Genomic DNA, 21,200 nt, shown 5'->3' on the forward strand with positions numbered 1-21,200 from the left:
ATGCCGCTTTAAGTGTTTGCTCGCAGAGTTTCATACTCGCGTCCTCGCAATCCCTGACTGCATCAGCCGGGACAATGGCAATGGTGGAAGGGCGGATTTATCGATGCGACCGGACTTTTCGTGTTTCGGGAAGCCGCGTGACGGGATGGAACCTTTCGGCTGCGCAATCCCAACATGCTTGCGACGTTGACTGTTTACCTTTGCGCGAACTTTAGCTTCGGCAGCAGTCTTCTTCTTATGCTCATCCTCAGTGATGGCTTGAAGATTGCTTTCGCAATGTTTGCCGCCGAGCCACAAAGGTGTTTTGTGGTCGAACTGAGGCTTAACGCCGGGGCCGAATTTCACGCCTGAGATTGCGCATAATCCGCCTTGGCGCTCAACGATACGATCTTTCGCCCTGTCGGGTATCTTGCTGTCGTCGGTCTTGCCGACCCACTCAGGAACCTTACGCATGGCTCACCTCCGAGAAGTCGGTGAGCGACAGGACGATATCAAGATACTGTTCGCACTCACGGTCGAACTTGCCGCGAACTTCGCGCTCAAGCTGGTTATGCGTGGCGATGTAAAGCTTTGCCTTCTCACGGCTGCGGCGAACATCGGAAGGGGCTTGGAGAGACATGGTTTTCATGCGACCTCCTGCCGGACATAGCCGTAGGTTTCAGCAAGCCACTTCTCAGCCTTCTTGAAAAAGGACTGGAAGTCAGCTTCGCTCATTTCGTCAAAAGAGATTGAACCGGGTAGCGCAATGGTGATGCCACTTGGGAGTGTTACCGGGTCGATAACTCCGTTTTGAAGCTTGATGATTTCGTGCAGCTTCTTGGAGGTATAAACTAGGCCGCAGGCGTTAATCACATTGCGCAACATTGCGAAGTAGGCTCGTAGCCGCCCTTTATTCCTAAACTGCGTAATATCGACTTTGACCATTTCACCTTGAGCGACACCTTCAAGTGCTTCAAGGTCATAGCTTGAAGCTGGCAGGAGGCTGTTACCCTTACGGACAAATCCATAAACTGGCTTTTCGTTCTTGCTCATTTGGCCTCCTGTGCGGCAAGGCCTTCCCAATAGGTTTCGAATTCATTGGCGAGCGAATCCATCCAGGCGCGCGGCCAACGGTCTTTTTGCGCCTTTAACTTGTAAGCATCCCAAAGCGCTCTCAGGGCAACGGTTGACTTCACATCAACAACATCAGCGCGCAGTTCTTTAATCATGCGCTCCCAAGCGTCATCACCGTTTGCGTCAGCGCGTTTCAGGGATGCACTTGATTTTGATGGTGGAGAATGAGGCTCACGATTTTGCTTCTCTGCGGCGCTTTCAGCATCATCATCTTCCCCGCGCGAAGTGATATTCAGCAGCGCGCATGCGGTGTATCGCTTGCCATATGATGTGCTGGAGCCAACGGCTTGCACCGCGTTCTTACTGCCAGATGTGTCAGTCGGTAGGTGTATGCAAGTTTCTTCTGAGTGACCTTCTGAGTGAGAAAGAACGCCGGTTACAACAATCATCCCATCTTCGCGACCGACCTTGAAACTAAGGGCAAATTCGTGTTGAGCCAGAACCGGCTTAATAGCGTCGTTAATGTCCTCCCATAGCGCATAGGTGCTCTGAATATTCCCAGCGCGGTCTTTAATGCCGCCTCGCTCATTGATGACAGGCAAGTTAGGTTGCATACGGGACAGAGCAGCAGAAAAAGCTGCTTTAGCAGTCCTCGCCATAATGCGCTCCTGCATTTCAAGCAGGCGTTCCATCTTGTCGATATCGACATTGGGATTCATTGCAGCGCGCTCAATGACCTGAATGATTGCTGCTGTTTCAGTCTGAACAGCAGGAACCGGCGCACTGGCCTCATGGTGAATATCAATTGCTTGAGAAGCCATTATCTTCCCCTCTGTGCGTAATCGTTGATGATTTCTGCTGCGAGTTGGCGAGCGCCGCCAAAGCCGTAAATTCTGGCTGCATCCGTGAAGGCCGAGCGCAGTTGATGCTCAACAAAGCCTTCTGACTTGCTCATGATTGAGCGCGTGGCTTCCAACTCGGCTTGAGTTTCTGCTGTGAGGTGATCGGTGGTCATGCTGCCACCTGCGCAATCGAAAGCGCGTTGACGTAACTCGCAGCAGCATCAAGAGCATCGCGCATTGTTGAGCCGCTGAGTGCCTCGCTAATGCGAGGCTGCTGAGACGTTATCAACACACTTGGCAGCTGGCTTGCGCCGGCAATGTAAGCGGTTGCACCCGCCCACTTGTAACCCTTTGCCAGCAATATCGAGTGCAGCACGGAGACTTCGGTTTTGATTTCCTGTTCGGTCATGGCCCGCCTCACTCAGCAGCTTCAAGAACAGCAGCTTGCATGTTCTCAAGGGCGGTAAATGTGAGGTCGGAATAGTCGTCGCGGCGAGCAAGGCGATACTGACTGCGCTCAAGCTGGCTAATCGCGTTCTCACTGCCGAACGAGCGGACCATGTCGATAGCCTGAATTTCTGCATCAGCATTTAGCTCTGCGATTGCTTCCAGCGTGCGGTTGATTTCAAGCCCACTGCTTCGCTGATCGACCATGTCAAAGCATGTCAGGGCAGGGATGCGCGCACGGAGCGCTACCAGCCGCGCGATCTGGTTATCAATGATTGCCTGTAGTTCAGATTGGCTGTTCATTTGGCGTTGCTCCCAACTCGTTTGTTGAGATTAATGTACGATAATCATACATAATGCGCAATATAAAATGTACGAAAATCATAATTATTTTTTAATGACGCTTCCACCCACCGCCAAACCGTGTAGAATCAGGGCGAAAGAATGAGACGTTTTCAGCCGCCTCAAGCTTCAAAAATTGCTTCTCTCCCGCCGCGTCGAAGAAGCGGCCTAAATTGCTTTTTAATTGTAATTCCAAAGTAAAATTCTTGGTCTTAGGATATTGATCTTTTTATTTTAGCCAATAAGAAGATCCCATCATAAAGATTAAATAATAAGGGGGGGTAATGCTTAAAGTTGCTGTTATAACTCATGATTTTTCTGGGTTTACCGGTTCAGAAATTGTTGCGCTTGAGATTGCAAATTATTTTGCTGAGCGGGGAAATGAGGTAGTCATCCGCGCCGAAAGATACTCCGATGTACTTGAGCCTCACCTACACGAAAGAGTGAGTGTTTCTCCGATCAGAATTGATATTTCGAAGTTCGATATAGTTTGCTCCCAGCACGGACATTTCTCTCTGAATACTCAAGATTTGCAGGATTTAAAAAAATGGGAAGGAATTTTTATTTCTGGCCATTTATCTTCATCAACTCCTGCAGAAATTTATCATTATCCTTTTGCTGCAAAATATGCAGGAGGCATATTTTTTAATGCTGAAAGAGTGGAAGGCGAGCTTAAAGCCAAACGTGAGCCTAAGGGTTATGCGTGCAACTTTCGGAATGCGGCACCAAAAAAGTTTCACCAGTCTAATGTCAAAAAATCAGATTCGTTGAGAAGGGTACTGGTTGTATCAAATCACGTTCCGGATGAGGTAAGGGATGCGCTGTCGATCTTGAGCAATATGGGCGTTACCTGTGAGCATATTGGTCGCGGAGGGGAAAGTAAGCTTATTGAGCCGTCTGATATACAGGCCGCAGATGCGATTATCACTATAGGGAAAACAGTTCAATATAGTTTGGTCGGCGGCTGTCCTGTTTACTGTTACGACCATTTTGGCGGTCCCGGCTGGCTTTCGGAGGCTAATTTTGAGCTTGCTGAAATAAGAAATTTTTCGGGTAGATGTGCCGGTATCAAGAAAACCGCTCAACAGATAGCTGACGAACTCGTTTCTGGTTATGCGAGCGCGCAAGAGTTCACTAGCGGTAGAGTGCCGTACTTTCAGGAAAGGTACAACCTAGAAGCTATTCTTGATTCATTTATGGATTGCGTGAGAAATAGCGGAGCAGGCAATTACTTTAATTCTCAGGACTGCATAGACGATATAGATTTAATGCGTGGTGGTTTTGCTCACTTTTGGTGGATATGGCACGATGTATTCGCAAAAGACTACATTCAAAACGCTCAATTGATGAGGCGAGAATTAGATCATCTAGAATTCCGAGAAAAAGAGCACAGTGCCGCGCATGAATTACTTGAATTAAAAGTGCGGGAACTAGAAAGATTAAGTGCTGAAGAAGCCAATGGTCATTTGGAGACTATTCGTGTCCTTTCGAGATATTGGCTTCTAGGCCTGGTTCTCGAGCCGTGGCGTCCGAGAAAATGGAATAGAATTCGAAAGCAGCAACATCAAATCAAGAGCGAATTAAAAGCCGTCTCTTAAAGAGATTCTTGCTCTTAGCGAGTTTTGCAAAGCCAAAAAGAAACCCCGTTGAAATTGTAAAACGGGGCTACGCATCAAATAATAGCTGGGTGGCTTCTGAGTGTGCGCTTGGTTTCTATACCATTGAAAAGAATAAATAAAAGACACCCTCTTGTGAAACTACATGCTGTCTTCAGCACAAAAAAGCCCCGCGTTAGCGAGGCTTGGTAGGCTTGATGTGGTCATGCCTTAGGCGGCTTGCCGATATTCTGAAATTTCGGATTTTGCTGCAATAATTGTATCGGCGGACATTGATAGTATCTGTCTTAACGGTGCTTCCGTTTTATCGTAATCGGATAATACGACTGTTGTTCTAGGATGGTCGAGCATGGCAGTTATGTCGCCGACCTTCATGTGAGCGAAGGCGACAGAAGCCGGGGCAGGCGTAACGAACTCAAAAACGGCTTCGACCCTATTGTGTGAGATGATTGCTGCGTCAACATCCCACTTTTTTGTTGTGCCCATAATCGGAGCATTGAATTTCGCGGCATCGCCAAATGCTTCGATAATCCTGTTTGTGAACAACTCTCTCGATGCCTTGACCTTTTGTCGGTCAAGCGCCTGTAGGGTTCGGTCAACAGACACAGTCGAAGCATTTGCAATCAGCGCGACTGCTGCTGGAAGCTGTTTCCTCTTCGCCTGCATGAGGAAAAAACAACGGTTGTCGTACTGCACTGAAAACCGCTTCGCCACATCTGGAGCAACTTGTGAAAATGCGCGGTTTGCTCCGAATAACTCAGCATTCAAAGCCCCTTGTCCGTCATCCGATACAAAGAAACTATCGCCGTCAATATCTATCCGAACTACGACTGCGGTGCCATTTGGATAATTTACTGCTGTGGTAATATACGCGGTCCGCCCTTCAATCATGGCATAGGAAAGCGACCGCGCGACTTCGTCGGCGATCAATTGCAATTCCTGCTCTCTCATACCAATTGCGGAGACCATGGTGGCGTTGGCACCCTTTCAATAGATGGACATTTCCATACTGTACCACAGAAATGAAGATATTCTGAAAATGTGGTAACTTCTACAGGTAATGGCAATGCAATGCCCGTGCTCTTTTGGAAAAATGCATCAGGATTCAGCGATCTGTTTAATTCATATGGGTGCCATCTATCAAAATAAGTGGCGAGGCTGTGATCGTCATTATCGAATGGCGGGTTTCTATGTGGCCTCATCGGCTTCCATTCAACCGGGTTAATGCGTACCTGTCGGTTGAGAGTTGCGGGCGAAACAATTTCTGTATGGCCGTAAACATCACGTTCCCACGCTGCTGCTGGCGTTGTGAGCCGGATAGATACCCCACCGCCAAGCCGACCATTAAGCTTTACGGCAGTGTGCCACATCAGCCTGCCACTTAGCCTGTCAGTCTTGAGCGTCCATTCTGGCATGGCATCCAGTTCTTTAGGCGCTCTGTCTACTCGGTCTAAATGATCAAAGAACCGCTCTTGTTGTTCACTATTCAACCCCGCACCCCCGCGCCATCATACAGCCGTCAACTGCTCAAACTCTTCCGGCGATAGCGCCGCTGTACCGATCATAAGCAGATTCGTTTATCCACAACCAGAATTCTCGCCAACCCTTTCGTAGCTCACCATATGTAGCGGCGACGATCTGCTACTCACTTCTAATTTAGAATGTTCTTGAAATGTTCTCATTCCTGAGTCATCCTGCCGCACACAACAAGCGTACAGGGAGTATGGGTAATGGGCATGGAAACGCATTTCGTAGTGCAGAGCTACAGCAAGGGTCAGCGGGGCAAGCTGGTTGCTGACACGCCTTTCATTGCAAAGGACGTTGCACACGCAAAGCGGACAGCTGAGCGCATGGCTATCAGCAGCCCTATGGTGATTGCTTTCACAAATACCGGCGATGCAGATACCGGGGATTTCGAACCGCCAAAGCTTATCTTTGCTCATGGCGATCAGTTGCCGCCAGAAGTCGATGAGATGGAAAAGGTCTAACGCCGGGGGTGTGAGTTGATCAACTACGTCTCAGGCGGAGAAGTTCTTAAGAAATCAACTGTCGATGAAATGTTAGAGCAAGCGCTTTCCAGCGAGGAATTGAAGGCTGTTCGTGAAATCGAGAAGATCAGTGAACGGCTTTCCGACCTTATGGGGTTGGTTCATGGTGGGGATTGGCAGGTAGTGATTGATCATCAGAGGCAAGCTCTGATGATTTTTTCTTCTTAGCCTGAAACGCGGCCTCTATCGCAAGAGATGCAAGCTCTACAGCGCGCTTGTCTAATCCTTCAGCCTGCTGCAACAGCCGGAATATCTCAGCTTCTGGGTCAACATTGGGCGTAATATCAACAGGCCAACTTGGTGGGGCTACGCCTAGATATTTTGCGATGATCGGCACCTCGCGGACCTTAATGTCACGCGTACCTTTGACGAGATGCGTAATTTGAGGATGCGCAACGCCTAGAGCCTCGGCAAGTCCCTTCTGGGTCTTGCCAGCCTTCTTATCTAGGTTGCTGGCAACCCATTCGGCGAACATTTGCGATATATTATCCTGCATTGTTTGATTTTCGCACAATGCTGCTTTTGTAGCACGTAGGATTATCGTACATTCTGACTTGCAAAGATTGTACGAATATCATACATTCTTGTTTATGAGACACGAGCCAGCAAACACAATCATCACAGAATTTGGCGGTTTGACCGCCGTTGCAACCATTGTCGGCGTTTCTCCGCATTCGGTGATGCGCTGGCGCATGCCCAAAGATGCGGGTGGCACTGGAGGGGCAATTCCTCATTGGCATGTTCCGGTGCTGATTGAAGCTGCGCAAGATCGAAAGATCAAACTCAAGCCAGAGGACTTCATCGCGAAGTCTGCGCCCAAGCGTTCCCGAATGAGGGCGTCAGCATGAACTCTCCAAACCTCAACCCCAATCAGGATTAACCAATGAACGACGATATTACATCGGAAGCCCAGACAATTGCTGTCGGCCAATTGCGTGCCTTCATCGAGCGGTACGAACGTCTCGACGAAGAAAAGAAGACTATCAGCGATGACCAGAAGGAAATCGTTGCCGAGCTTAAAGGCTCTGGGTTCGACACTAAGGCTTTCAAGGAAATCATTCGCCTTCGCAAGAAGGAAGACCATGAGCGTCAGGAAGAAGAAGCCATGCTTCAACTCTATCTCGATGCGTTGGGAATGGCCTGATCCATGAGCGCGACCGTATATCCCACACAAGACGGTAATTTCATTGCGACTTGCCAGATCACCGGCAAAGGCGCGAGCGGTCGCACTCGTCATCATGCTTTATCAAATCTCCTTAAGTCTGCTCCTAACGCCTCCCAAGCGGCAGACGAAAAAGCCGTGCCACCTTTCAATAAGCGTGGCACGGCTTCCTCTCATGGTCAGGACTAAGCGGCGATGAGGAAACAGCCTGACCAATTCTCAAATCTCAGAACTTGCGGGGCGCTTTTTGCGCGTTCTTTCAAGTCCGGCACTTTCTCCCGCAACAGTGGGCGCGGGGTGCTGGCGCGTGGTGGCAGGTCTTTTTTGAACCTTGAGCACTTCACTACGCCCTTCCGCGTCTTCGTCATTTCTTCGGGCTATCGCGGCCTTACGAGCGTTTTGCAGAACTCTCCAAGCCGCGTGTCCGATGTGGTCCAAACAGTCTCTCCAGCGATTGTTTCATTTCAGTGCGTCTCTGTCCTGAAACGTAGCTGGAGAGCTTTGCAATGTCCGACAAAGGTTTTGAAGGATCTGACAAAATGAGTGTCGATTTCGTCAGCAACGCAAAAGGTATGAGCGAATTCATCCTTGAACGGACCTTCCGGGGTCCGGGCGATACTGTTGACGCCGCAATGCACCGTGCCGAGCGCCTTTATGGAGCGCCAGCATCTTGGATGCACCGCCTGCGATACCGATCAATCAAAGACATGCCTGTGTCCGCTTATGCGGCCATAGCCCGCGCGTACGAGGCCGTGCGCATAGCATCAGTAAAATCATACGAAGCCGAGAGGGAATTGGCTCATGAGCGTGGTTCGAAACTTCTTGGCCTCACGGATTCTCTGGTTGGAGCGTCGGTTGCAGGCCGCGTGGCAGAAAGTGCGCGAGTATTGGAGGCGCAAGGTTCGCCGTCAAAAGGATCAGGAAACCTATCCGACCAGAATAGAGAAGGGCGATAAATGACTTTTGTTGCGTCGAACTATGCTCGTGCTGAAAATGATCTGTACCAGACAGAGCCGTGGGCTACAGAAGCCTTTCTTCGCCATTTTCCAGTGCGAGGCCTTTATGTTTGGGAGCCAGCCGCAGGCAATCACCTGATGGCCGATGTTTTGCGCGACAATGGCGGGATCGTCCGTACCTCTGACATTGCCACATATGATCGTCAGCATGACGCCATATTCGATTTTCTCAAGGATCGTCCACACAATGAACCTTCAATTGAGGCAATCATTACGAACCCGCCTTATGGCAAGGGAAACCGTGATGCAGTGAACTTTGCTCGCCTCGCTCTTGAGCGTTGTGATGGCATCGTTGCGTTGCTGCTCACTGCCAAATTCGACTTTGGTAAAACCCGCGCCGATCTCTTCCGAGATAATGCGCGCTTCTGGGCAAAGATTGCGCTCGTTGATCGCATCCAATGGTTCCCGGGCGATTCTTCCGGCACCGAAGATCATGCTTGGTATGTCTGGGGGCCAAAGGGTGGCGCGTATTCACCGCGCATTCTTTGGGAAGGCCGCAATCCGATTTTGGGAGAAGCGGCATGAACCTCTTTCACGCGGCACTCGTCTCCGCCCTTTCAACAGCCCTGACAATCTTGCTGATCGGTTTGATCGGCTTCTATTTCCTATGGAGAATGTAATGGCCGTGCTTTTCTCGATTACGCCGCGCATGACCTCTGCGGATTTTGATTGCCCGATCAGCAGCACCTATCTCGGACAGGCTCACATCGCTGGCACCGGGCCTCAAGGCACAACATGCCGGGAGTGCAAGCTTTGGGGAAAGAAGAAGTTCAAAAAGGATGCCGAAGGCAAGTATGTCGAAACAATTGAGCATCCAAAGCGCAACAGCAAAAAACACAAAGACCGCCCCGGACAGCCAAAGGACGCTTATTGCCTAAAGCCTATTCTGAATAAGGCAAAGAGGCTCATTCCTCACGAAGCGTCATCATGCCGGTTCTTTGAGGCTCACGATCATCCTATGCCGGTTCTTACAGGCAAGGATGCCTGATCATGCTTACCCTGCGAGAGATGCACGACATTGCCTTGGGCGAAGTGTTTTCAATGGAAGACCTTATTCGCAAAGGCCAGCGCTCAAAGCCGCCGCGTCCAGACAACTGGATTGCGCAGCATCAGCGCATTCTCCAGCATCGCAAGCAGGTTGTTAAGCTTCTCGATCAGCAGATCATCGCCCGCAAGGCAGAAGGCGAGGCGGCAGCATGATCAAGCTCGCGCTCCCGTTCCCGCCCTCTGTCTGGGACATCTATGTTGGCTGGGGCAAGTCTCGTCGCATTTCGCCTGAATACGCGAAGTGGCGCAAAGACTGCGGCTTCTTCCTCAACCGCAAGAATGAATTCATAGACGGGCCTTTCAGCATCTCAGTTGCTTTGAAGCGTCCGCATAAGCGCATGGACCTCGACAACCGCATGAAAGCGCTTCTCGACGTTCTCCAGCATTACAAGGTCATCAAGAACGACAGCCTCTGTGAACGCCTCACAATGACGTGGGATGCCGGTTTGAAAGAGGAATGTGTCGTCATCTTGCAGCGCGCCGAGGAGGCGTTAGCGTCATGAGCAGATGGGTGCGCGTTCAAACTTCCATATTCGACCATGAACTATTTCAGGCTGAACCTCTTACCGAACGTGAAGCATGGTTGTGGCTCATTGCGAACGCAGCATGGAAAGCAACGCGCCACCGTGTCGGCACCGATATGCACGAAGTTCCGGCGGGTAGCTTATTTGTGACCCTGCGCCAGCTTCAAACAGCATGGAAATGGAAGTCTGATTATCGTGTCCGCTCGTTCCTAAAGCTCCTCGAAAAAGAGGAAATGATCGCTTCGGAAACGAACGCAGGGAAAACGCAGATAAGTATCTGTAATTACTCGCATTATCAGGAAACAGAACGCACGGAAAACGCAAGCGCAACGCAAGAAAAACGCACTAAAGACACCAATACACCAATTACATCTTCACTTCGTTCAGATGTTAAGGCGCAAGCGCCCGCAAAATCAAAACGCGGTTCGAGACTGCCTGATGATTTCATAGCGGATATCTCGGAAGCCGTTCGCCTTGGCCTTTCGGAGCAAGACGCCCACCGTGAAGCCGATAAGTTCCGCGATTACTGGAACAGCCAGCCGGGGCAGCGTGGCGTCAAGCTCGATTGGCTTGCCACTTGGCGCAATTGGTGCCGATCAGCTGTAGAACGCAAGCCTCACCGCAAAGAACCGCCTCCTAAGCCTTCAACCCCAAGAAACGCAAGTGAAGCAGCTTATTTGGAGTTACAGCGAAATGGTACCGACGACATCAGCCCAGAATTCAGACAGCTTCTATTCGGCAGCGACACCGGCAGAGATCGACGCGAGCCTGACGATGCTAAAATCATTACCCTCGAGACAAAGCGATACGCCGGATTTTGATCGCCAAATCTACATGATGGCGCTGGAAGATGTATCCAAGGGCGCTCTCGCAAAGACAATCAGGGACGTTATTCGCGGTGCGCACGGCAGCGAGTTTTTGCCAGCAGCGCCAGCACTTCGCATCATGTGCGACAAGAACCAGAGGGCTGTAGCCGAGGATATGGCACGTGAACGGCTTCACCGGGAAACGTTAGCAGAGAGCAAGCGTCTATCAGCGCCAAAAGTCGAGCGAGACGAGGCATTCTACGAACGCGGTCGTAAGCGCATGGAAGCATTTCATGCGGCAATGAAGACTGAAAACGAGAAAGCGCAAGAAAACACTTACGACGCGGCAATGGCCAGATTGCAGGCCTTGGCAGAAGCAAACGGCAAGGAATTCAGCGCCGACAGCTTCACCAATTTGTCAACGGGTACATTCAAGCAAGCAGGGAAGGCAGCATAATGGCCGATACAACGTTTACGCCGGGGCCTTGGGAAGCTTTCAACCGAGATACCTATCAATCGATATTCGCCAAGGGATATGAGCGGACAATCTGCGTAGTCGAGAGCTACTCAAAAGGCTTTGGGCCTGATCGAGATGAAAGAGACGCCAACGCCCACCTCATTGCCGCAGCACCAGAGCTTTATGAGGCGCTATACCGTCTCGTCAGGGATTGCGAAATCGCAGGCCTGCAAGAGCAGGCAGGTTTCGATTGCTGGATCATCATGGCTAACAAGGCTCTCGCCAAAGCTCGCGGGGAGGCAGCATGACCCCTTCAACCCAACACCCAATGGGCAAACACCACGGCTATGCGCCAGCGCTTATCAAGCGGATATGCAGTCAGAGGAAAATCTTGAACGGCAATTCATGCGCAGCGCAAGCCCACCGGCTCTTCCGCAAAGGCTACGACACCATGGAGATTGCAAGGCTTATGGGAAAGACAGAGGCGGAAGCGGAAAGGCTTCTACACGTGGCACGAAACAAGCTGCGCGGCATCGAGCAAGCGGCATAAGCATAACCAAGGCGATGAGGAAACACTATGGCGGCGATAACAGAACAGCGGAAATCAAACGACAAGAATTTGCGCGATGCCCTCAAGGTGGCAAGGCGTAAGCATGATGAACCGGGGAGCCTGAAATCGCAGGTCGAAGTAAGTAAAGTTCCTAATCCCTATCACAACCCCGCTCACAAGGTTTCGCGTTCAAACCCGTTGAAGGTCAGCGCGCTCGTGAACATCAAAGAAAGCGCCGTTGGAACACTGTACGCTCGTGGACACATCAACGAAGCTCAATGGGCGGCAGCAGGACGATTCCGGATGCTTTGGGAGCGTTCAGGAGCAAAGGGGGCTATAGCGATTGATTACAGCCGCGTTCAAGTCGACGGCGGTAAGGCAATCGATCCTTTGCCTGATTTAGTCGTGGAAGCTACGCATCATTTGAATAACTGCTTGCCAGTTCTGGGCAAGCGAACCTTCGACATTATGATCAAAGTCGTTGGGCAGGGCATGGAAATAGCGGACATCGCCAAGACACAGCGCGAGAAGAAAACCATCAGTGATTACCTCAAGGACGGTCTTGACGATTTAGCTGTGCATTGGGGGTACAAAACGCGATAAGTAGTTGCCCGCGTACGCGAATTACACTATATTTTGTATTGTGGTGATTTGCGTAAAGTCGCCAAGTGATTTGCAAGCGGTCTTCGGGCCGCTTTTTTGTTGCCTATTTGTTAATCATAACAAGGTGCCAACCGGTTGAAAGTCCCTATTGCATTAGGTGTGGCTTATTTACTACAGACTTTTTAGCGTGGTGGCCTATTTTGATCTCTAGAGTTTTTCTAATGGGCTTGGAGAGATTAAAATGAAAATTAAAGCGATCTTGTTTGCTTCGGCAGCTATCTTTGCAGGTGTTTCGGCAGCGAATGCAGCTGACGCCATCGTTTATGACGAACCAGCACCGGTTGTTTCTGCACCTGTGTTCTCTTGGACTGGCGGTTATCTTGGCGGTCAGGTTGGTTGGGGTTGGGCGAAGTCCACCTTCGATCTAAACGGCTACAACGTCGGTCACATGAAGCCAGATGGTTTCCTTGGCGGCCTATACGCCGGTTATAACTTCGACCTCGGCAACAATGTTGTTCTGGGTCTTGATGGTGATGTAACCTTCAACAATCAGAAAGACAGCATTTCTGAGACCTTCACTGATGGCGTTGATACTCTGACGCTTGGCGCTGAAAGCAAGCTTCGCACTTCCGGTGCCGTTCGTGCACGTGCAGGTTATGCATTTGATCGTTGGCTTCCATACGTTGCCGCAGGTGTTGCAATTGGCAGCGTTAAGAATACCGTATCAGCTTCGGGCGACATTGATGGAACGGCTTTTGATGTTTCAGAATCCAAAAGCAAGACCCACGTTGGCTGGACTGCTGGCGCTGGCGTAGATTACGCTGCAACGGATAACGTCATTCTTCGCCTTGAATACCGTTACAGCGATTACGGCAAAAAGAACTACTCTGTAGTAGACGACGTGCTGACAGCGCGTAACAAGTTCAAGACCAACGAAGTTCGTCTCGGCGTTGCCTACAAGTTCTAATAACTGGTGACCTCCAGTTTAATTAAACCGCTCAGAGAAATCTGGGCGGTTTTTTATTGGAAATCGAACCCGCTGCATAGCGGATGGGCAAGAGTACGAGGCAACGCCTCAACGGAATGCGAGGCGGCGGATTGCAGCCGATCCCGGCGAATAGCTGCAAGTGAGCGCTGGGATAGTTGGATAATTGGCAGGAGAAATCCCGTGTATACTGCCGCCCAGATGGGCCGACTGCGGTGCGCTTCGCATATCAAACAAGACCCGCCACGCTTCCGCGCATCAGGTGGGTTACTAATCAGAATAGCGGTGGAGAATTGACGTTGAGGGAATATGCCCCTCTCGCTACACGAATGAAAAGAGCAGTGTCTAACGGTAGGTTATAATCACTGTTGTAAGCGAGAAAGCCAAAGTATTCGGTGTAATTCCAACCGGGTATAATTCGGCGCAAATCTCGAGCCGTAAATGGCTCTAAAAGGGTTCCATCAACGTGCACGGCAGTTAGAACCAGCTGGAAAGCGTTCTTGGCCGAGATTTTCATTTCGCAAATCTACATGCGCTCTGAAAATTAGCAAGCTAATCTTCGCCCTTAGCCTAACGTTAGGCCACCGTGTATGTGGTGAAAGTCGTAAAAGTTAGCCACTCATGCTAATCTTAACCTCGGCTGCGGCTACCTGTTCGGCAATTAGGTAAGGGTCTCTATTACCTGCCTCAAACTCGATGATGACCAATTTAGCCATTCGCGCACGGGCTTCATGAGTTTTCGGGCATCTGTCCAATAAGGTGCAGCATTCGGTATAAGCCGTCTGTAGTATGTCAACCTCACCTGGACGGAATGAACCACTGTACATTACATCTCTGAAAGGCATGCTTCCCTCCTTCCCTTGGAACGGAGATTAAAGCGCCAGAGATTGTAAATTTCAAGATTAATTCAGCCCCGCCATTGAGCGGGGTTTTATGTTTGGAGAGAGTAATGGCATCGTGTGACCTGAAACTCTCCCTGAATGGAGATAGCCTGTCTGTAATGCTATCGATGCTTACCGAGGTCGCTAATCGATTTCCTGAATTTGGCAGCCGCCTCCTCAGCCTCCTTAATTCTGGTGACGAGCTTTTCATTATTGATAACGACAATGGAGCCACAACGGTCACAGGTGAACTTGTGGTTAGTTTTAAGCCAAGCGACAGTCTTTTCGGTCTTGTGGCTACATTTTCGGCAAGCAATCCCGATATTCTGATTTGAAAACATGATGAGCCTCCCGCTGGTAATGCAGCACAGACGCATTGAACTGTCCACGTTATCCCGGGAGCGACCAATGCGCATTGTCTGGAAGAAGCACAGCAATGACGGATGGTTTGCCTACAGTGGTCGGCTGATCATCGGCTTTGTCGGCCAGCGAGAAGACGGCACATGCTTCTACAAGCTGGATGCTGTCAGTACCAAATGGGTTACAAAGGGAACTGGCGAGGTCAAATCCGTTGCTGGTGCTAAGCGCGCACTAACCCGCGCATGGCGAACGTGGCTGACCGATGCTGGGCTTATTGGCCAAGAATAAACCTCATCAATTCTGGGAGCGGCACTCCTTTCACTCATCCCACCGGGCGATGAGGCAATAGCTACACTCGTGCAGAAGAAGAAACACTGGCCGCTCCGGGGTGAGAACCCTGCATATCAACGGTGTGAAGTGGGCAAGCCCGGTTAAACGCTAATCAGGAGAATGGAATGTTTGGTCGTCTCTTTGATGGCGGAGCACAGCTTGCTGCGTTCAAAGCTAGATACTTTGCTAAATTAAAGATAATCGAAGATGGATGCCATGAATGGCAAGGAGCAAAAACATCAAAGGGGTACGGTGTAATCGGGTTCGGTCCAAGATCCACGCATGTCACATTATACGCGCACCGATTAGCCCTTTGGTTTTCAACGGGTGAGGACAAGCCGTCATCGTTCGTTCTTCACTCATGCGACAACCCACGCTGCTGTAATCCCAAACACCTCTCCTATGGATCCGCTAAAGCAAACAGCGCAGATATGGTAATGCGCGGTAGATCAACGCGAGGAGAGCGCAGCGCGCATGCCAAACTAAAAGAGTTTATGATCCCTGCCATACGCAGAGACACGAGAACTCTCAAGGCTATTGGTGATGACTACGGTGTGGACGCGAAGCAGGTGCATCGCATCAAGCGGCGCGAATGCTGGAAGCATGTAGCGTAATGGGTCGGTTGAAGAGGCTAAAGCCGCTCGTGAAGACCATCCCACAACGTCTATCGCCTCGACACGAAGATGAGGCTAGCCGCTCCCGATATAGGGATGACACTCAAGCTCACAGGCGTTGGTACAAGACCAGCAGATGGCAAAAGCTTAGATGGTCAGTGCTAACACGCGATCTGTTCACCTGCTCGATGTGCGGGAAGATAGAGGCAGATACCAGTCAGTTAGTCTGTGACCACGTAGAGCCACATCGCGGGAATGAAGCCGCGTTCTGGGCTGGTCCTTTTCAAACACTCTGCGCTCACTGCCACAATTCTACAAAGGCTCGTATGGAAAGGTCAGGAAAGAATGGCTAATGCAGACCTGTGCTCCATCGAGGGATGTTCGGGTGCGGCCAAAGCGCGAGGCTGGTGTGGGAAGCATTGGCTCAGGTGGCGCAAGTATGGTGACCCAAACCATGTAAAGCGTGAAGCCAAGCTTGAACTTTCTGGAGTGCGATACGGCAGGCTATTGGCTGTGCGCGATACTGGTGAGCGAAAGCAAGGCCAATCTGTATGGCTGTGCCGTTGCGACTGCGGTAGGGACGCTCATGTCCAATCAGGCAACCTTCAGTCTGGGAATACGAATTCCTGCGGCTGCCTACAACAAGATAGCCGTATCTTCACCTCGCTCCGACACGGAGAAACTAAGGCAGGCGGCAAGTCAGTCGAATGGGTAACATGGTGGAGCATGATATCTCGGTGCAAGTACTCGTCCACTCATGCCTACCCTTGGTATGGCGGCAAAGGCATCAAGGTGTGTGAACGCTGGGCAGGTGCGGATGGGTTCAGTTGCTTCCTCGAAGATATGGGCAGGCGACCGGGCGGTGGGTGGAGCATTGATCGCATTGACCCAACGGGTGATTACGAACCATCCAATTGCCGGTGGCTTCCGATGGCTGAGAACGTAGCGAGGGCACACAGGGTAATTGCTGGTCACATAGACCGAGACAAGCAGCGGATGGAGCGGAGATATGGCTAGACCTAAGCCGAGCGAAGCTCGTGTCGTTGTGAAGCATTACGAAGATGGAAGAATGAAAGTGTTCGTTGATGGCAATCCACTGCCCGGTGTCATCGAAGCAACCATTCATCAGAGCGGAATAGATAGATCAGAGCTGAAGCTTTCAATCATCGGCGTTGCATTCAAATTGGAAACATCAGAGCTCAATTTCCATCAAGATCGCGGAACGTCAATCAATACAAAGGCATAGGGGGGGGTAGGCAAAGTCTAAAACCCCTCTAGCCGCCAGACCCGCGTCCCCCACACGCGCAGATTTTTTCTCTGAAAACGAAAGTTGTTAAGTATGGCGTTAACTGAACAGAAGCGCCGGTACGCCGATGCGCGTTTGTCCGGAGCGTCAAAGAGAGAGGCGGCAATATCTGCTGGATGCCCTGAAAAGACGGCTTCGCAGGCTGCATCCCGGTATGAGAAGGACCCAGACGTGGTGGCCGCGGTTGACCGCAAGCGGGCTGTTAACACAGTTGTTAAGTCCGATCCGCCGAATGGTGATCTTGATCCTCACATCACAGAACAGGTGAATGACCCTCTAAAGTTCTTTGAGCAGGTTATGAACAATGCAGAAGCAGACCCGAAACTGAGGCTGGAAGCTGCAAAGGCTCTCGCAAGTTTCACAGTGGCTAAGCCGGGTGAAAGTGGCAAGAAAGAGCAACGCGAAAAAAAGGCAGCAGAGGTGATGAACGGCGGAAAGTTTTCGCCACGTACACGTCCTAACCTGAAGGTGGTTTGATGGTTGAGTGGTCAACACAATGCCCTGATTGGGAACAGCGCATTGTGAACCGTCAGTCAATGATCCCGTTTGAACCACTATTCCCGTCTGAGGCAGATTACGCGCTCCAGACGTTCAAGGCACTGCGCGTGCCGGACCTGCCGGGTAAACCGACATTTGGCGAATGCTGCGAAGAATGGGTGTTTGATTTTGTTGCTGCGATTTTCGGGGCAAATAACCCTGAAACGGGCAATCAGTTGGTAAGCGAATTCCTGCTTCTGATCTCCAAGAAAAATACAAAATCCACGATAGCAGCTGGCATCATGCTCACGGCTTTGATTATCGGCTGGCGTGAAGAGGAAGAAATCTTAATTCTGGCGCCAACAATTGAGGTCGCCAAGAACAGCTTTGATCCGGCCGCGGGTATGGTTCGCGCCGATGAAGAACTATCGGATCTGCTGCACATTCAGGATCATAGCAGGACAATCACCCATCGAAAGATGCGGTCGTCCTTAAAGGTTGTTGCGGCTGAAACAGATACAGTGTCCGGAAAAAAGGCCGGTCGTATTCTGATTGACGAACTTTGGATTTTCGGTAAGCGGCCAAAATCTGACGCAATGCTGCGTGAAGCAATGGGCGGTATGGTTTCAAGGCCAGAGGGCTTTGTTATCTACCTGACTACGCAGAGCGATGAGCCGCCGTCTGGCGTGTTTAAGGCAAAGCTCGACTATGCGCGGGACGTGAGGGACGGCAAGATTGAAGACAAGAAGTTTCTGCCTGTTCTGTACGAGTTCCCGCAAGCGGTGATTAACAATGGTGGCTATCTAAAGCCGGAGAATTTCTACATCACCAATCCCAATCTTGGCCGGTCGGTGTCGTCTGGCTGGATTGAGCGAGAGCTTATCAAGGAGTTGGCTAACGGGCCGGAGACGCGAAACGTGTTTCTTGCCAAGCATCTGAATGTAGAAATCGGCATGAACTTGCGGTCGAACCGCTGGCCGGGAGCTGATTTCTGGGATGCGCGTGTTGAACTGTCGCTAAATCTAGAAAGCCTAATGGAGAGGTCAGAAGTTGCGGTAATTGGTATCGATGGCGGAGGCCTTGACGATCTTTTCGGCTTGACGGTTGTCGGGCGCGAGAAAGGCACCTGGAACTGGCTTACATGGTCTCATGCATGGTGTCATCGCAGCGTCCTAGAGCGACGAAAGTCTATTGCATCAAAACTTAATGACTTTGAACGGGCTGGCGAGCTGACAATCGTCAATGATGATTTGGAGGATATTGCGGAAATCGTTGAGGTTATCTCGACGGTAAAAGACCGGGGCTTGCTCGCTTCTGTCGCGGTTGATCCTGCCGGGCTTGGTGACATGATTGAGGCGCTTGCGGAAATAGGCGTGACCGAAGCAGACGAAAACCTGCTCGGAGTGCAGCAAGGATTCCGCATGATGAGCGCGATCAAATCCACAGAGCGCCGTCTTGTGAATGGCACGCTGAAACATGCGCCGTCCTCTTTGATGGACTGGTGTGTCAGCAACCTTAAAATTGAACCTACGGCGACTGCAATCCGCGCAACCAAGCAAAACGCTGGCGATGCAAAGATCGACCCTGTGATGGCTCTATTTGACGCGGTTACGGTGATGAGCCGAAACCCGGAAGTTAAGAAAGAGCCTGCCTTTCAGTTGCTGGTGCTTGGCTAATTAAACCGAACAATTTGAATAATGGAGGTCCGTCATGAGTGAATTGACGCGGCGCGCTTACTCATTGCTTGAAATCAAGGCAGTGAACGAAGACAGGCGCATCATTCGCGGTGTGGCTACGACACCAGCTGTTGATCGTGTGGGCGATATTGTTGAGCCTCTCGGCGTCAAGTTCAGCAATCCAATGGCATTCCTTTGGCAACATGACCATTCAAAGCCAATTGGCACGGTCAAGTTCGATAAGCCTACCGCAAGCGGTATTACATTTGAAGCAGAGCTTCCGATCATCGATGAGCCGGGAACGCTGAAGGATCGCGTTGACGAGGCTTGGCAGAGCATCAAGCTGGGTCTTGTCCGTGCTGTGTCTATCGGCTTCCGCGCAATTGAATACAGTTTCATTGAGAATGGCGGGATCAAGTTTACTGAAACCGAAGTTTACGAGCTGTCGGCAGTGACAATTCCAGCCCATCAAGATGCGATCATGACGAGCATCAAGAGTTTGGACGCGGCAAGTGTCGCGATCATCAAGTCTTTCGATACCGGAGTACCAGCCGCGACCGGCAAAACGGTTCCTGTATCGAAGCCCAACCCCGGCGCTGCGGGGCTCATCAACAAAACCGTAAACCCTCCAAAGAAAGAACCAGTTATGAAAACTGTTGCTGAACAAATCGCGGCGCTTGAAGCATCCCGCAACGCAAAGTCTGCCCGCATGGGTGAGGTCATGCAGAAGTCGATTGATGAAGGTCGCTCAAGCGATGAAGCCGAACAGGAAGAGTTCGACACGCTGAACGATGAAGTGACTAAGATCGATGCTGATCTGACCCGCCTCCGCAGCTTGGAAAAGGCTCAGGCGCTGTCTGCAAAGCCAGTGATTGCCAACCAGATCACTGATGTCGCCAAAGCTGCTGCTGCTCGTGCTGGCGCTCCGATCACCGTCAAGCCGAATGTCGAGAAGGGCACTGCCTTTACTCGCTATGCCATGGCGTTGATGGCCTCGAAGGGCAATCTCATGCAGGCCGCAGAGATTTCGAAGCGTTGGGATGACCAGACCCCGGAAGTCTCGGCAGTGCTTAAAGCTGCTGTTGCTGCTGGCACGACCACAGACGCAGCATGGGCAAAGCCTCTTGTTGAATATCAGAACATGGCTTCTGAATTTGCGGAACTGCTTCGCCCTCAGACGATCATTGGCCGCATTCCCGGTCTGCGCAACGTTCCTTTCAATATCAAGGTGCCGCGTCAGACTGGTGGATCGTCCGCTTCGTGGGTGGGTGAAGGCGCTCCAAAACCTGTTTCGGCACTTGCCTTCGATCAGATCAGCCTTGGCGTGACCAAGCTGGCTGGTATTGTCGTGATGACCGATGAGCTTGTACGCTTCTCAAACCCTTCTGCGGAAGCAATCGTTCGTCAGGATTTGATTGATACCATCGTTCAGACCATGGATCGTGACTTTGTTGATCCTGCAAATGCTGGTTCTGCTGGTGTTAAGCCAGCTTCAATCACCAATGGCGTAGCACCTGTTACGGCCAGCGGCACCGATGCGGATGCAGTTCGCACCGACATTCAGGCACTGATGGGCAAGTTTGTTACTGCCAACCTCTCTCTGGCTGGTGCAGTCTTCATTATGACTGAAATGCAGGCTCTGGCTCTGGCGCTCATGCTCAATCCTCTCGGTCAGCGTGAATTCCCAGACATTCAGATTAATGGTGACAGTGGCGGTCGCTTCTTCGGCCTTCCGGTCATCCTGTCTGAGAATATTCCAGCCAATCCGGGCACCGGTGAACCTGCTGTGGGTGCGGGTAGCCGTATCATCTTGGCTAAAGCATCAGAAATCATGCTGGCTGATGATGGCGAAACACTTCTGGATGCAAGCAACCAGGCATCGCTCCAGATGGACAGCGCGCCAACAAACCCACCTGTTGCAGCAACCGTTATGGTCAGCCTGTGGCAGATGAACCTTGTTGGTATCCGTGCCGAACGCTTCATCAACTGGACTAAGCGTCGTCCGGGTGCTGTTCAGTGGATCGATAGCGCTGCTTACGGTCAGGCATAAGCCTTTCT

The 21,200-nt window shown here is 51.0% G+C and carries 34 protein-coding genes; 24 read left to right on the forward strand and 10 right to left on the reverse strand.

The genetic code is table 11. The features are described from left to right. Window positions 1–30 precede the first annotated feature (30 nt). From J2782_RS08455 to J2782_RS08485, 7 genes are read right to left on the reverse strand one after another with little or no spacing between them, the layout of a single operon-like run. Entirely contained in the window at window positions 31–453 is a 423-nt protein-coding gene (locus tag J2782_RS08455) for an HNH endonuclease (RefSeq protein WP_310011388.1), read from the reverse strand. After that, window positions 446–628 (reverse strand): hypothetical protein, encoded by a 183-nt coding sequence (locus tag J2782_RS08460; protein ID WP_310011390.1) that lies wholly within the window; start codon window positions 626–628, stop codon window positions 446–448. Before J2782_RS08460 ends, J2782_RS08455 begins: the two co-directional genes overlap by 8 nt. Then, the gene (locus tag J2782_RS08465; RefSeq protein WP_310011391.1) at window positions 625–1,032 is read right to left on the reverse strand and encodes a hypothetical protein; all 408 of its coding nucleotides are present in this window, start codon (window positions 1,030–1,032) and stop codon (window positions 625–627) included. Before J2782_RS08465 ends, J2782_RS08460 begins: the two co-directional genes overlap by 4 nt. Next, window positions 1,029–1,874: an ERF family protein gene (locus J2782_RS08470; protein ID WP_310011393.1), complete on the reverse strand. Its 846-nt coding sequence runs from the start codon at window positions 1,872–1,874 to the stop codon at window positions 1,029–1,031. Before J2782_RS08470 ends, J2782_RS08465 begins: the two co-directional genes overlap by 4 nt. Next, on the reverse strand, window positions 1,874–2,068 hold the full coding sequence (locus J2782_RS08475; RefSeq protein ID WP_310011395.1) for a hypothetical protein: 195 nt from the start codon (window positions 2,066–2,068) through the stop codon (window positions 1,874–1,876). The genes J2782_RS08470 and J2782_RS08475 overlap by 1 nt, the downstream gene beginning before the upstream one ends. Then, window positions 2,065–2,304, reverse strand: coding sequence for a hypothetical protein (locus tag J2782_RS08480; RefSeq protein WP_310011397.1), 240 nt, complete (start codon window positions 2,302–2,304; stop codon window positions 2,065–2,067). The genes J2782_RS08475 and J2782_RS08480 overlap by 4 nt, the downstream gene beginning before the upstream one ends. Before the next feature lie 8 nt (window positions 2,305–2,312). Next, complete coding sequence (locus J2782_RS08485; protein ID WP_310011400.1) at window positions 2,313–2,645, reverse strand: hypothetical protein; 333 nt, start codon at window positions 2,643–2,645, stop codon at window positions 2,313–2,315. A gap of 323 nt (window positions 2,646–2,968) precedes the next feature. Here J2782_RS08485 and J2782_RS08490 point away from each other — a divergent pair, with 323 nt between their 5' ends. Further along, complete coding sequence (locus J2782_RS08490; RefSeq protein WP_310011403.1) at window positions 2,969–4,282, forward strand: hypothetical protein; 1,314 nt, start codon at window positions 2,969–2,971, stop codon at window positions 4,280–4,282. A gap of 228 nt (window positions 4,283–4,510) precedes the next feature. Here J2782_RS08490 and J2782_RS08495 read toward each other — a convergent pair whose 3' ends face one another. Next, window positions 4,511–5,230, reverse strand: a complete 720-nt coding sequence (locus J2782_RS08495; RefSeq protein ID WP_310011406.1) for a hypothetical protein — start codon at window positions 5,228–5,230, stop codon at window positions 4,511–4,513. 17 nt (window positions 5,231–5,247) lie between these two features. Then, a complete protein-coding gene (locus J2782_RS08500; protein ID WP_310011408.1) occupies window positions 5,248–5,790 on the reverse strand; it encodes a hypothetical protein in 543 nt (180 codons plus the stop codon). 240 nt (window positions 5,791–6,030) lie between these two features. On the opposite strand from J2782_RS08500, the gene J2782_RS08505 reads away from it, so the two are divergent. Then, window positions 6,031–6,288 (forward strand): hypothetical protein, encoded by a 258-nt coding sequence (locus J2782_RS08505; RefSeq protein WP_310011411.1) that lies wholly within the window; start codon window positions 6,031–6,033, stop codon window positions 6,286–6,288. 148 nt (window positions 6,289–6,436) lie between these two features. Here the strand turns inward: J2782_RS08505 and J2782_RS08510 are convergent, their stop codons facing one another. Further along, window positions 6,437–6,823: a helix-turn-helix domain-containing protein gene (locus tag J2782_RS08510; RefSeq protein WP_310011413.1), complete on the reverse strand. Its 387-nt coding sequence runs from the start codon at window positions 6,821–6,823 to the stop codon at window positions 6,437–6,439. 109 nt (window positions 6,824–6,932) lie between these two features. Here J2782_RS08510 and J2782_RS08515 point away from each other — a divergent pair, with 109 nt between their 5' ends. The 22 genes from J2782_RS08515 (at window position 6,933) to J2782_RS08625 (ending at window position 21,192) form a co-directional block, all read left to right on the forward strand. Then, a complete protein-coding gene (locus J2782_RS08515) occupies window positions 6,933–7,196 on the forward strand; it encodes a carph-isopro domain-containing protein (RefSeq protein WP_310011415.1) in 264 nt (87 codons plus the stop codon). Window positions 7,197–7,231: 35 nt separating this feature from the next. After that, window positions 7,232–7,492, forward strand: coding sequence for a DUF2312 domain-containing protein (locus tag J2782_RS08520; RefSeq protein WP_310011417.1), 261 nt, complete (start codon window positions 7,232–7,234; stop codon window positions 7,490–7,492). Between the two features lie 3 nt (window positions 7,493–7,495). Continuing rightward, window positions 7,496–7,699 carry a hypothetical protein gene (locus J2782_RS08525; protein WP_310011419.1) on the forward strand — a complete coding sequence of 68 codons (204 nt, stop codon included), beginning with the start codon at window positions 7,496–7,498 and terminating at the stop codon, window positions 7,697–7,699. A gap of 317 nt (window positions 7,700–8,016) precedes the next feature. Further along, window positions 8,017–8,466: a hypothetical protein gene (locus tag J2782_RS08530; RefSeq protein ID WP_310011422.1), complete on the forward strand. Its 450-nt coding sequence runs from the start codon at window positions 8,017–8,019 to the stop codon at window positions 8,464–8,466. Next, window positions 8,467–9,051, forward strand: coding sequence for a hypothetical protein (locus tag J2782_RS08535; RefSeq protein ID WP_310011425.1), 585 nt, complete (start codon window positions 8,467–8,469; stop codon window positions 9,049–9,051). It abuts the gene before it with no gap. A gap of 94 nt (window positions 9,052–9,145) precedes the next feature. Continuing rightward, window positions 9,146–9,514: a hypothetical protein gene (locus J2782_RS08540; RefSeq protein WP_007877897.1), complete on the forward strand. Its 369-nt coding sequence runs from the start codon at window positions 9,146–9,148 to the stop codon at window positions 9,512–9,514. A 2-nt stretch (window positions 9,515–9,516) separates the two neighbouring features. Continuing rightward, entirely contained in the window at window positions 9,517–9,726 is a 210-nt protein-coding gene (locus tag J2782_RS08545; RefSeq protein ID WP_310011430.1) for a hypothetical protein, read from the forward strand. Beyond that, entirely contained in the window at window positions 9,723–10,076 is a 354-nt protein-coding gene (locus J2782_RS08550; protein WP_310011431.1) for a RusA family crossover junction endodeoxyribonuclease, read from the forward strand. Before J2782_RS08545 ends, J2782_RS08550 begins: the two co-directional genes overlap by 4 nt. Next, on the forward strand, window positions 10,073–10,918 hold the full coding sequence (locus tag J2782_RS08555; RefSeq protein WP_310011434.1) for a hypothetical protein: 846 nt from the start codon (window positions 10,073–10,075) through the stop codon (window positions 10,916–10,918). The genes J2782_RS08550 and J2782_RS08555 overlap by 4 nt, the downstream gene beginning before the upstream one ends. Window positions 10,919–10,931: 13 nt before the next feature. After that, window positions 10,932–11,360 carry a hypothetical protein gene (locus tag J2782_RS08560; protein WP_310011436.1) on the forward strand — a complete coding sequence of 143 codons (429 nt, stop codon included), beginning with the start codon at window positions 10,932–10,934 and terminating at the stop codon, window positions 11,358–11,360. Beyond that, on the forward strand, window positions 11,360–11,668 hold the full coding sequence (locus tag J2782_RS08565) for a hypothetical protein (protein WP_310011438.1): 309 nt from the start codon (window positions 11,360–11,362) through the stop codon (window positions 11,666–11,668). Before J2782_RS08560 ends, J2782_RS08565 begins: the two co-directional genes overlap by 1 nt. Next, window positions 11,665–11,910 (forward strand): hypothetical protein, encoded by a 246-nt coding sequence (locus tag J2782_RS08570; RefSeq protein ID WP_310011440.1) that lies wholly within the window; start codon window positions 11,665–11,667, stop codon window positions 11,908–11,910. Before J2782_RS08565 ends, J2782_RS08570 begins: the two co-directional genes overlap by 4 nt. 27 nt (window positions 11,911–11,937) lie before the next feature. Further along, window positions 11,938–12,513: a hypothetical protein gene (locus J2782_RS08575; RefSeq protein ID WP_310011442.1), complete on the forward strand. Its 576-nt coding sequence runs from the start codon at window positions 11,938–11,940 to the stop codon at window positions 12,511–12,513. Between the two features lie 241 nt (window positions 12,514–12,754). Beyond that, a complete protein-coding gene (locus J2782_RS08580) occupies window positions 12,755–13,480 on the forward strand; it encodes an outer membrane protein (protein ID WP_310011445.1) in 726 nt (241 codons plus the stop codon). Between the two features lie 967 nt (window positions 13,481–14,447). Continuing rightward, a complete protein-coding gene (locus J2782_RS08585) occupies window positions 14,448–14,714 on the forward strand; it encodes a hypothetical protein (RefSeq protein WP_310011448.1) in 267 nt (88 codons plus the stop codon). A 73-nt stretch (window positions 14,715–14,787) separates the two neighbouring features. Next, window positions 14,788–15,027, forward strand: a complete 240-nt coding sequence (locus J2782_RS08590; protein WP_310011450.1) for a hypothetical protein — start codon at window positions 14,788–14,790, stop codon at window positions 15,025–15,027. 167 nt (window positions 15,028–15,194) lie between these two features. Next, window positions 15,195–15,683, forward strand: coding sequence for an HNH endonuclease (locus tag J2782_RS08595; RefSeq protein ID WP_310011452.1), 489 nt, complete (start codon window positions 15,195–15,197; stop codon window positions 15,681–15,683). Window positions 15,684–16,158: 475 nt separating this feature from the next. After that, complete coding sequence (locus J2782_RS08605) at window positions 16,159–16,398, forward strand: hypothetical protein (protein WP_310011454.1); 240 nt, start codon at window positions 16,159–16,161, stop codon at window positions 16,396–16,398. Window positions 16,399–16,692: 294 nt separating this feature from the next. Beyond that, complete coding sequence (locus J2782_RS08610; RefSeq protein WP_310011456.1) at window positions 16,693–16,929, forward strand: hypothetical protein; 237 nt, start codon at window positions 16,693–16,695, stop codon at window positions 16,927–16,929. A 93-nt stretch (window positions 16,930–17,022) separates the two neighbouring features. Continuing rightward, window positions 17,023–17,466, forward strand: coding sequence for a terminase small subunit (locus J2782_RS08615; RefSeq protein ID WP_310011459.1), 444 nt, complete (start codon window positions 17,023–17,025; stop codon window positions 17,464–17,466). Continuing rightward, entirely contained in the window at window positions 17,466–19,142 is a 1,677-nt protein-coding gene (locus J2782_RS08620; protein WP_310011461.1) for a terminase large subunit, read from the forward strand. The genes J2782_RS08615 and J2782_RS08620 overlap by 1 nt, the downstream gene beginning before the upstream one ends. 34 nt (window positions 19,143–19,176) lie before the next feature. After that, on the forward strand, window positions 19,177–21,192 hold the full coding sequence (locus tag J2782_RS08625; protein ID WP_310011464.1) for a phage major capsid protein: 2,016 nt from the start codon (window positions 19,177–19,179) through the stop codon (window positions 21,190–21,192). The last annotated feature ends 8 nt before the right edge of the window (window positions 21,193–21,200 follow it).

It is taken from the genome of Brucella pseudogrignonensis (assembly GCF_031454375.1).
GTDB classification, from domain to species: Bacteria; Pseudomonadota; Alphaproteobacteria; order Rhizobiales; family Rhizobiaceae; genus Brucella; species Brucella pseudogrignonensis_A.

What these genes read in the sequence shown, in the direction of transcription:
- J2782_RS08520 (WP_310011417.1), top strand. Translation starts at nt 7,232, where the DNA reads ATGAACGACGATATTACATCGGAAGCCCAGACAATTGCTGTCGGCCAA.
- J2782_RS08575 (WP_310011442.1), top strand. Translation starts at nt 11,938, where the DNA reads ATGGCGGCGATAACAGAACAGCGGAAATCAAACGACAAGAATTTGCGC.
- J2782_RS08610 (WP_310011456.1), top strand. Translation starts at nt 16,693, where the DNA reads ATGGCTAGACCTAAGCCGAGCGAAGCTCGTGTCGTTGTGAAGCATTAC.
- J2782_RS08580 (WP_310011445.1), top strand. Translation starts at nt 12,755, where the DNA reads ATGAAAATTAAAGCGATCTTGTTTGCTTCGGCAGCTATCTTTGCAGGT.
- J2782_RS08565 (WP_310011438.1), top strand. Translation starts at nt 11,360, where the DNA reads ATGGCCGATACAACGTTTACGCCGGGGCCTTGGGAAGCTTTCAACCGA.
- J2782_RS08590 (WP_310011450.1), top strand. Translation starts at nt 14,788, where the DNA reads ATGCGCATTGTCTGGAAGAAGCACAGCAATGACGGATGGTTTGCCTAC.
- J2782_RS08455 (WP_310011388.1), bottom strand. Translation starts at nt 453, where the DNA reads ATGCGTAAGGTTCCTGAGTGGGTCGGCAAGACCGACGACAGCAAGATA.
- J2782_RS08460 (WP_310011390.1), bottom strand. Translation starts at nt 628, where the DNA reads ATGAAAACCATGTCTCTCCAAGCCCCTTCCGATGTTCGCCGCAGCCGT.
- J2782_RS08540 (WP_007877897.1), top strand. Translation starts at nt 9,146, where the DNA reads ATGGCCGTGCTTTTCTCGATTACGCCGCGCATGACCTCTGCGGATTTT.
- J2782_RS08490 (WP_310011403.1), top strand. Translation starts at nt 2,969, where the DNA reads ATGCTTAAAGTTGCTGTTATAACTCATGATTTTTCTGGGTTTACCGGT.
- J2782_RS08585 (WP_310011448.1), top strand. Translation starts at nt 14,448, where the DNA reads ATGGCATCGTGTGACCTGAAACTCTCCCTGAATGGAGATAGCCTGTCT.
- J2782_RS08615 (WP_310011459.1), top strand. Translation starts at nt 17,023, where the DNA reads ATGGCGTTAACTGAACAGAAGCGCCGGTACGCCGATGCGCGTTTGTCC.
- J2782_RS08625 (WP_310011464.1), top strand. Translation starts at nt 19,177, where the DNA reads ATGAGTGAATTGACGCGGCGCGCTTACTCATTGCTTGAAATCAAGGCA.
- J2782_RS08480 (WP_310011397.1), bottom strand. Translation starts at nt 2,304, where the DNA reads ATGACCGAACAGGAAATCAAAACCGAAGTCTCCGTGCTGCACTCGATA.
- J2782_RS08550 (WP_310011431.1), top strand. Translation starts at nt 9,723, where the DNA reads ATGATCAAGCTCGCGCTCCCGTTCCCGCCCTCTGTCTGGGACATCTAT.
- J2782_RS08560 (WP_310011436.1), top strand. Translation starts at nt 10,932, where the DNA reads ATGATGGCGCTGGAAGATGTATCCAAGGGCGCTCTCGCAAAGACAATC.
- J2782_RS08535 (WP_310011425.1), top strand. Translation starts at nt 8,467, where the DNA reads ATGACTTTTGTTGCGTCGAACTATGCTCGTGCTGAAAATGATCTGTAC.
- J2782_RS08545 (WP_310011430.1), top strand. Translation starts at nt 9,517, where the DNA reads ATGCTTACCCTGCGAGAGATGCACGACATTGCCTTGGGCGAAGTGTTT.
- J2782_RS08475 (WP_310011395.1), bottom strand. Translation starts at nt 2,068, where the DNA reads ATGACCACCGATCACCTCACAGCAGAAACTCAAGCCGAGTTGGAAGCC.
- J2782_RS08570 (WP_310011440.1), top strand. Translation starts at nt 11,665, where the DNA reads ATGACCCCTTCAACCCAACACCCAATGGGCAAACACCACGGCTATGCG.
- J2782_RS08510 (WP_310011413.1), bottom strand. Translation starts at nt 6,823, where the DNA reads ATGTTCGCCGAATGGGTTGCCAGCAACCTAGATAAGAAGGCTGGCAAG.
- J2782_RS08485 (WP_310011400.1), bottom strand. Translation starts at nt 2,645, where the DNA reads ATGAACAGCCAATCTGAACTACAGGCAATCATTGATAACCAGATCGCG.
- J2782_RS08530 (WP_310011422.1), top strand. Translation starts at nt 8,017, where the DNA reads ATGTCCGACAAAGGTTTTGAAGGATCTGACAAAATGAGTGTCGATTTC.
- J2782_RS08620 (WP_310011461.1), top strand. Translation starts at nt 17,466, where the DNA reads ATGGTTGAGTGGTCAACACAATGCCCTGATTGGGAACAGCGCATTGTG.
- J2782_RS08470 (WP_310011393.1), bottom strand. Translation starts at nt 1,874, where the DNA reads ATGGCTTCTCAAGCAATTGATATTCACCATGAGGCCAGTGCGCCGGTT.
- J2782_RS08465 (WP_310011391.1), bottom strand. Translation starts at nt 1,032, where the DNA reads ATGAGCAAGAACGAAAAGCCAGTTTATGGATTTGTCCGTAAGGGTAAC.
- J2782_RS08505 (WP_310011411.1), top strand. Translation starts at nt 6,031, where the DNA reads ATGGGCATGGAAACGCATTTCGTAGTGCAGAGCTACAGCAAGGGTCAG.
- J2782_RS08525 (WP_310011419.1), top strand. Translation starts at nt 7,496, where the DNA reads ATGAGCGCGACCGTATATCCCACACAAGACGGTAATTTCATTGCGACT.
- J2782_RS08595 (WP_310011452.1), top strand. Translation starts at nt 15,195, where the DNA reads ATGTTTGGTCGTCTCTTTGATGGCGGAGCACAGCTTGCTGCGTTCAAA.
- J2782_RS08555 (WP_310011434.1), top strand. Translation starts at nt 10,073, where the DNA reads ATGAGCAGATGGGTGCGCGTTCAAACTTCCATATTCGACCATGAACTA.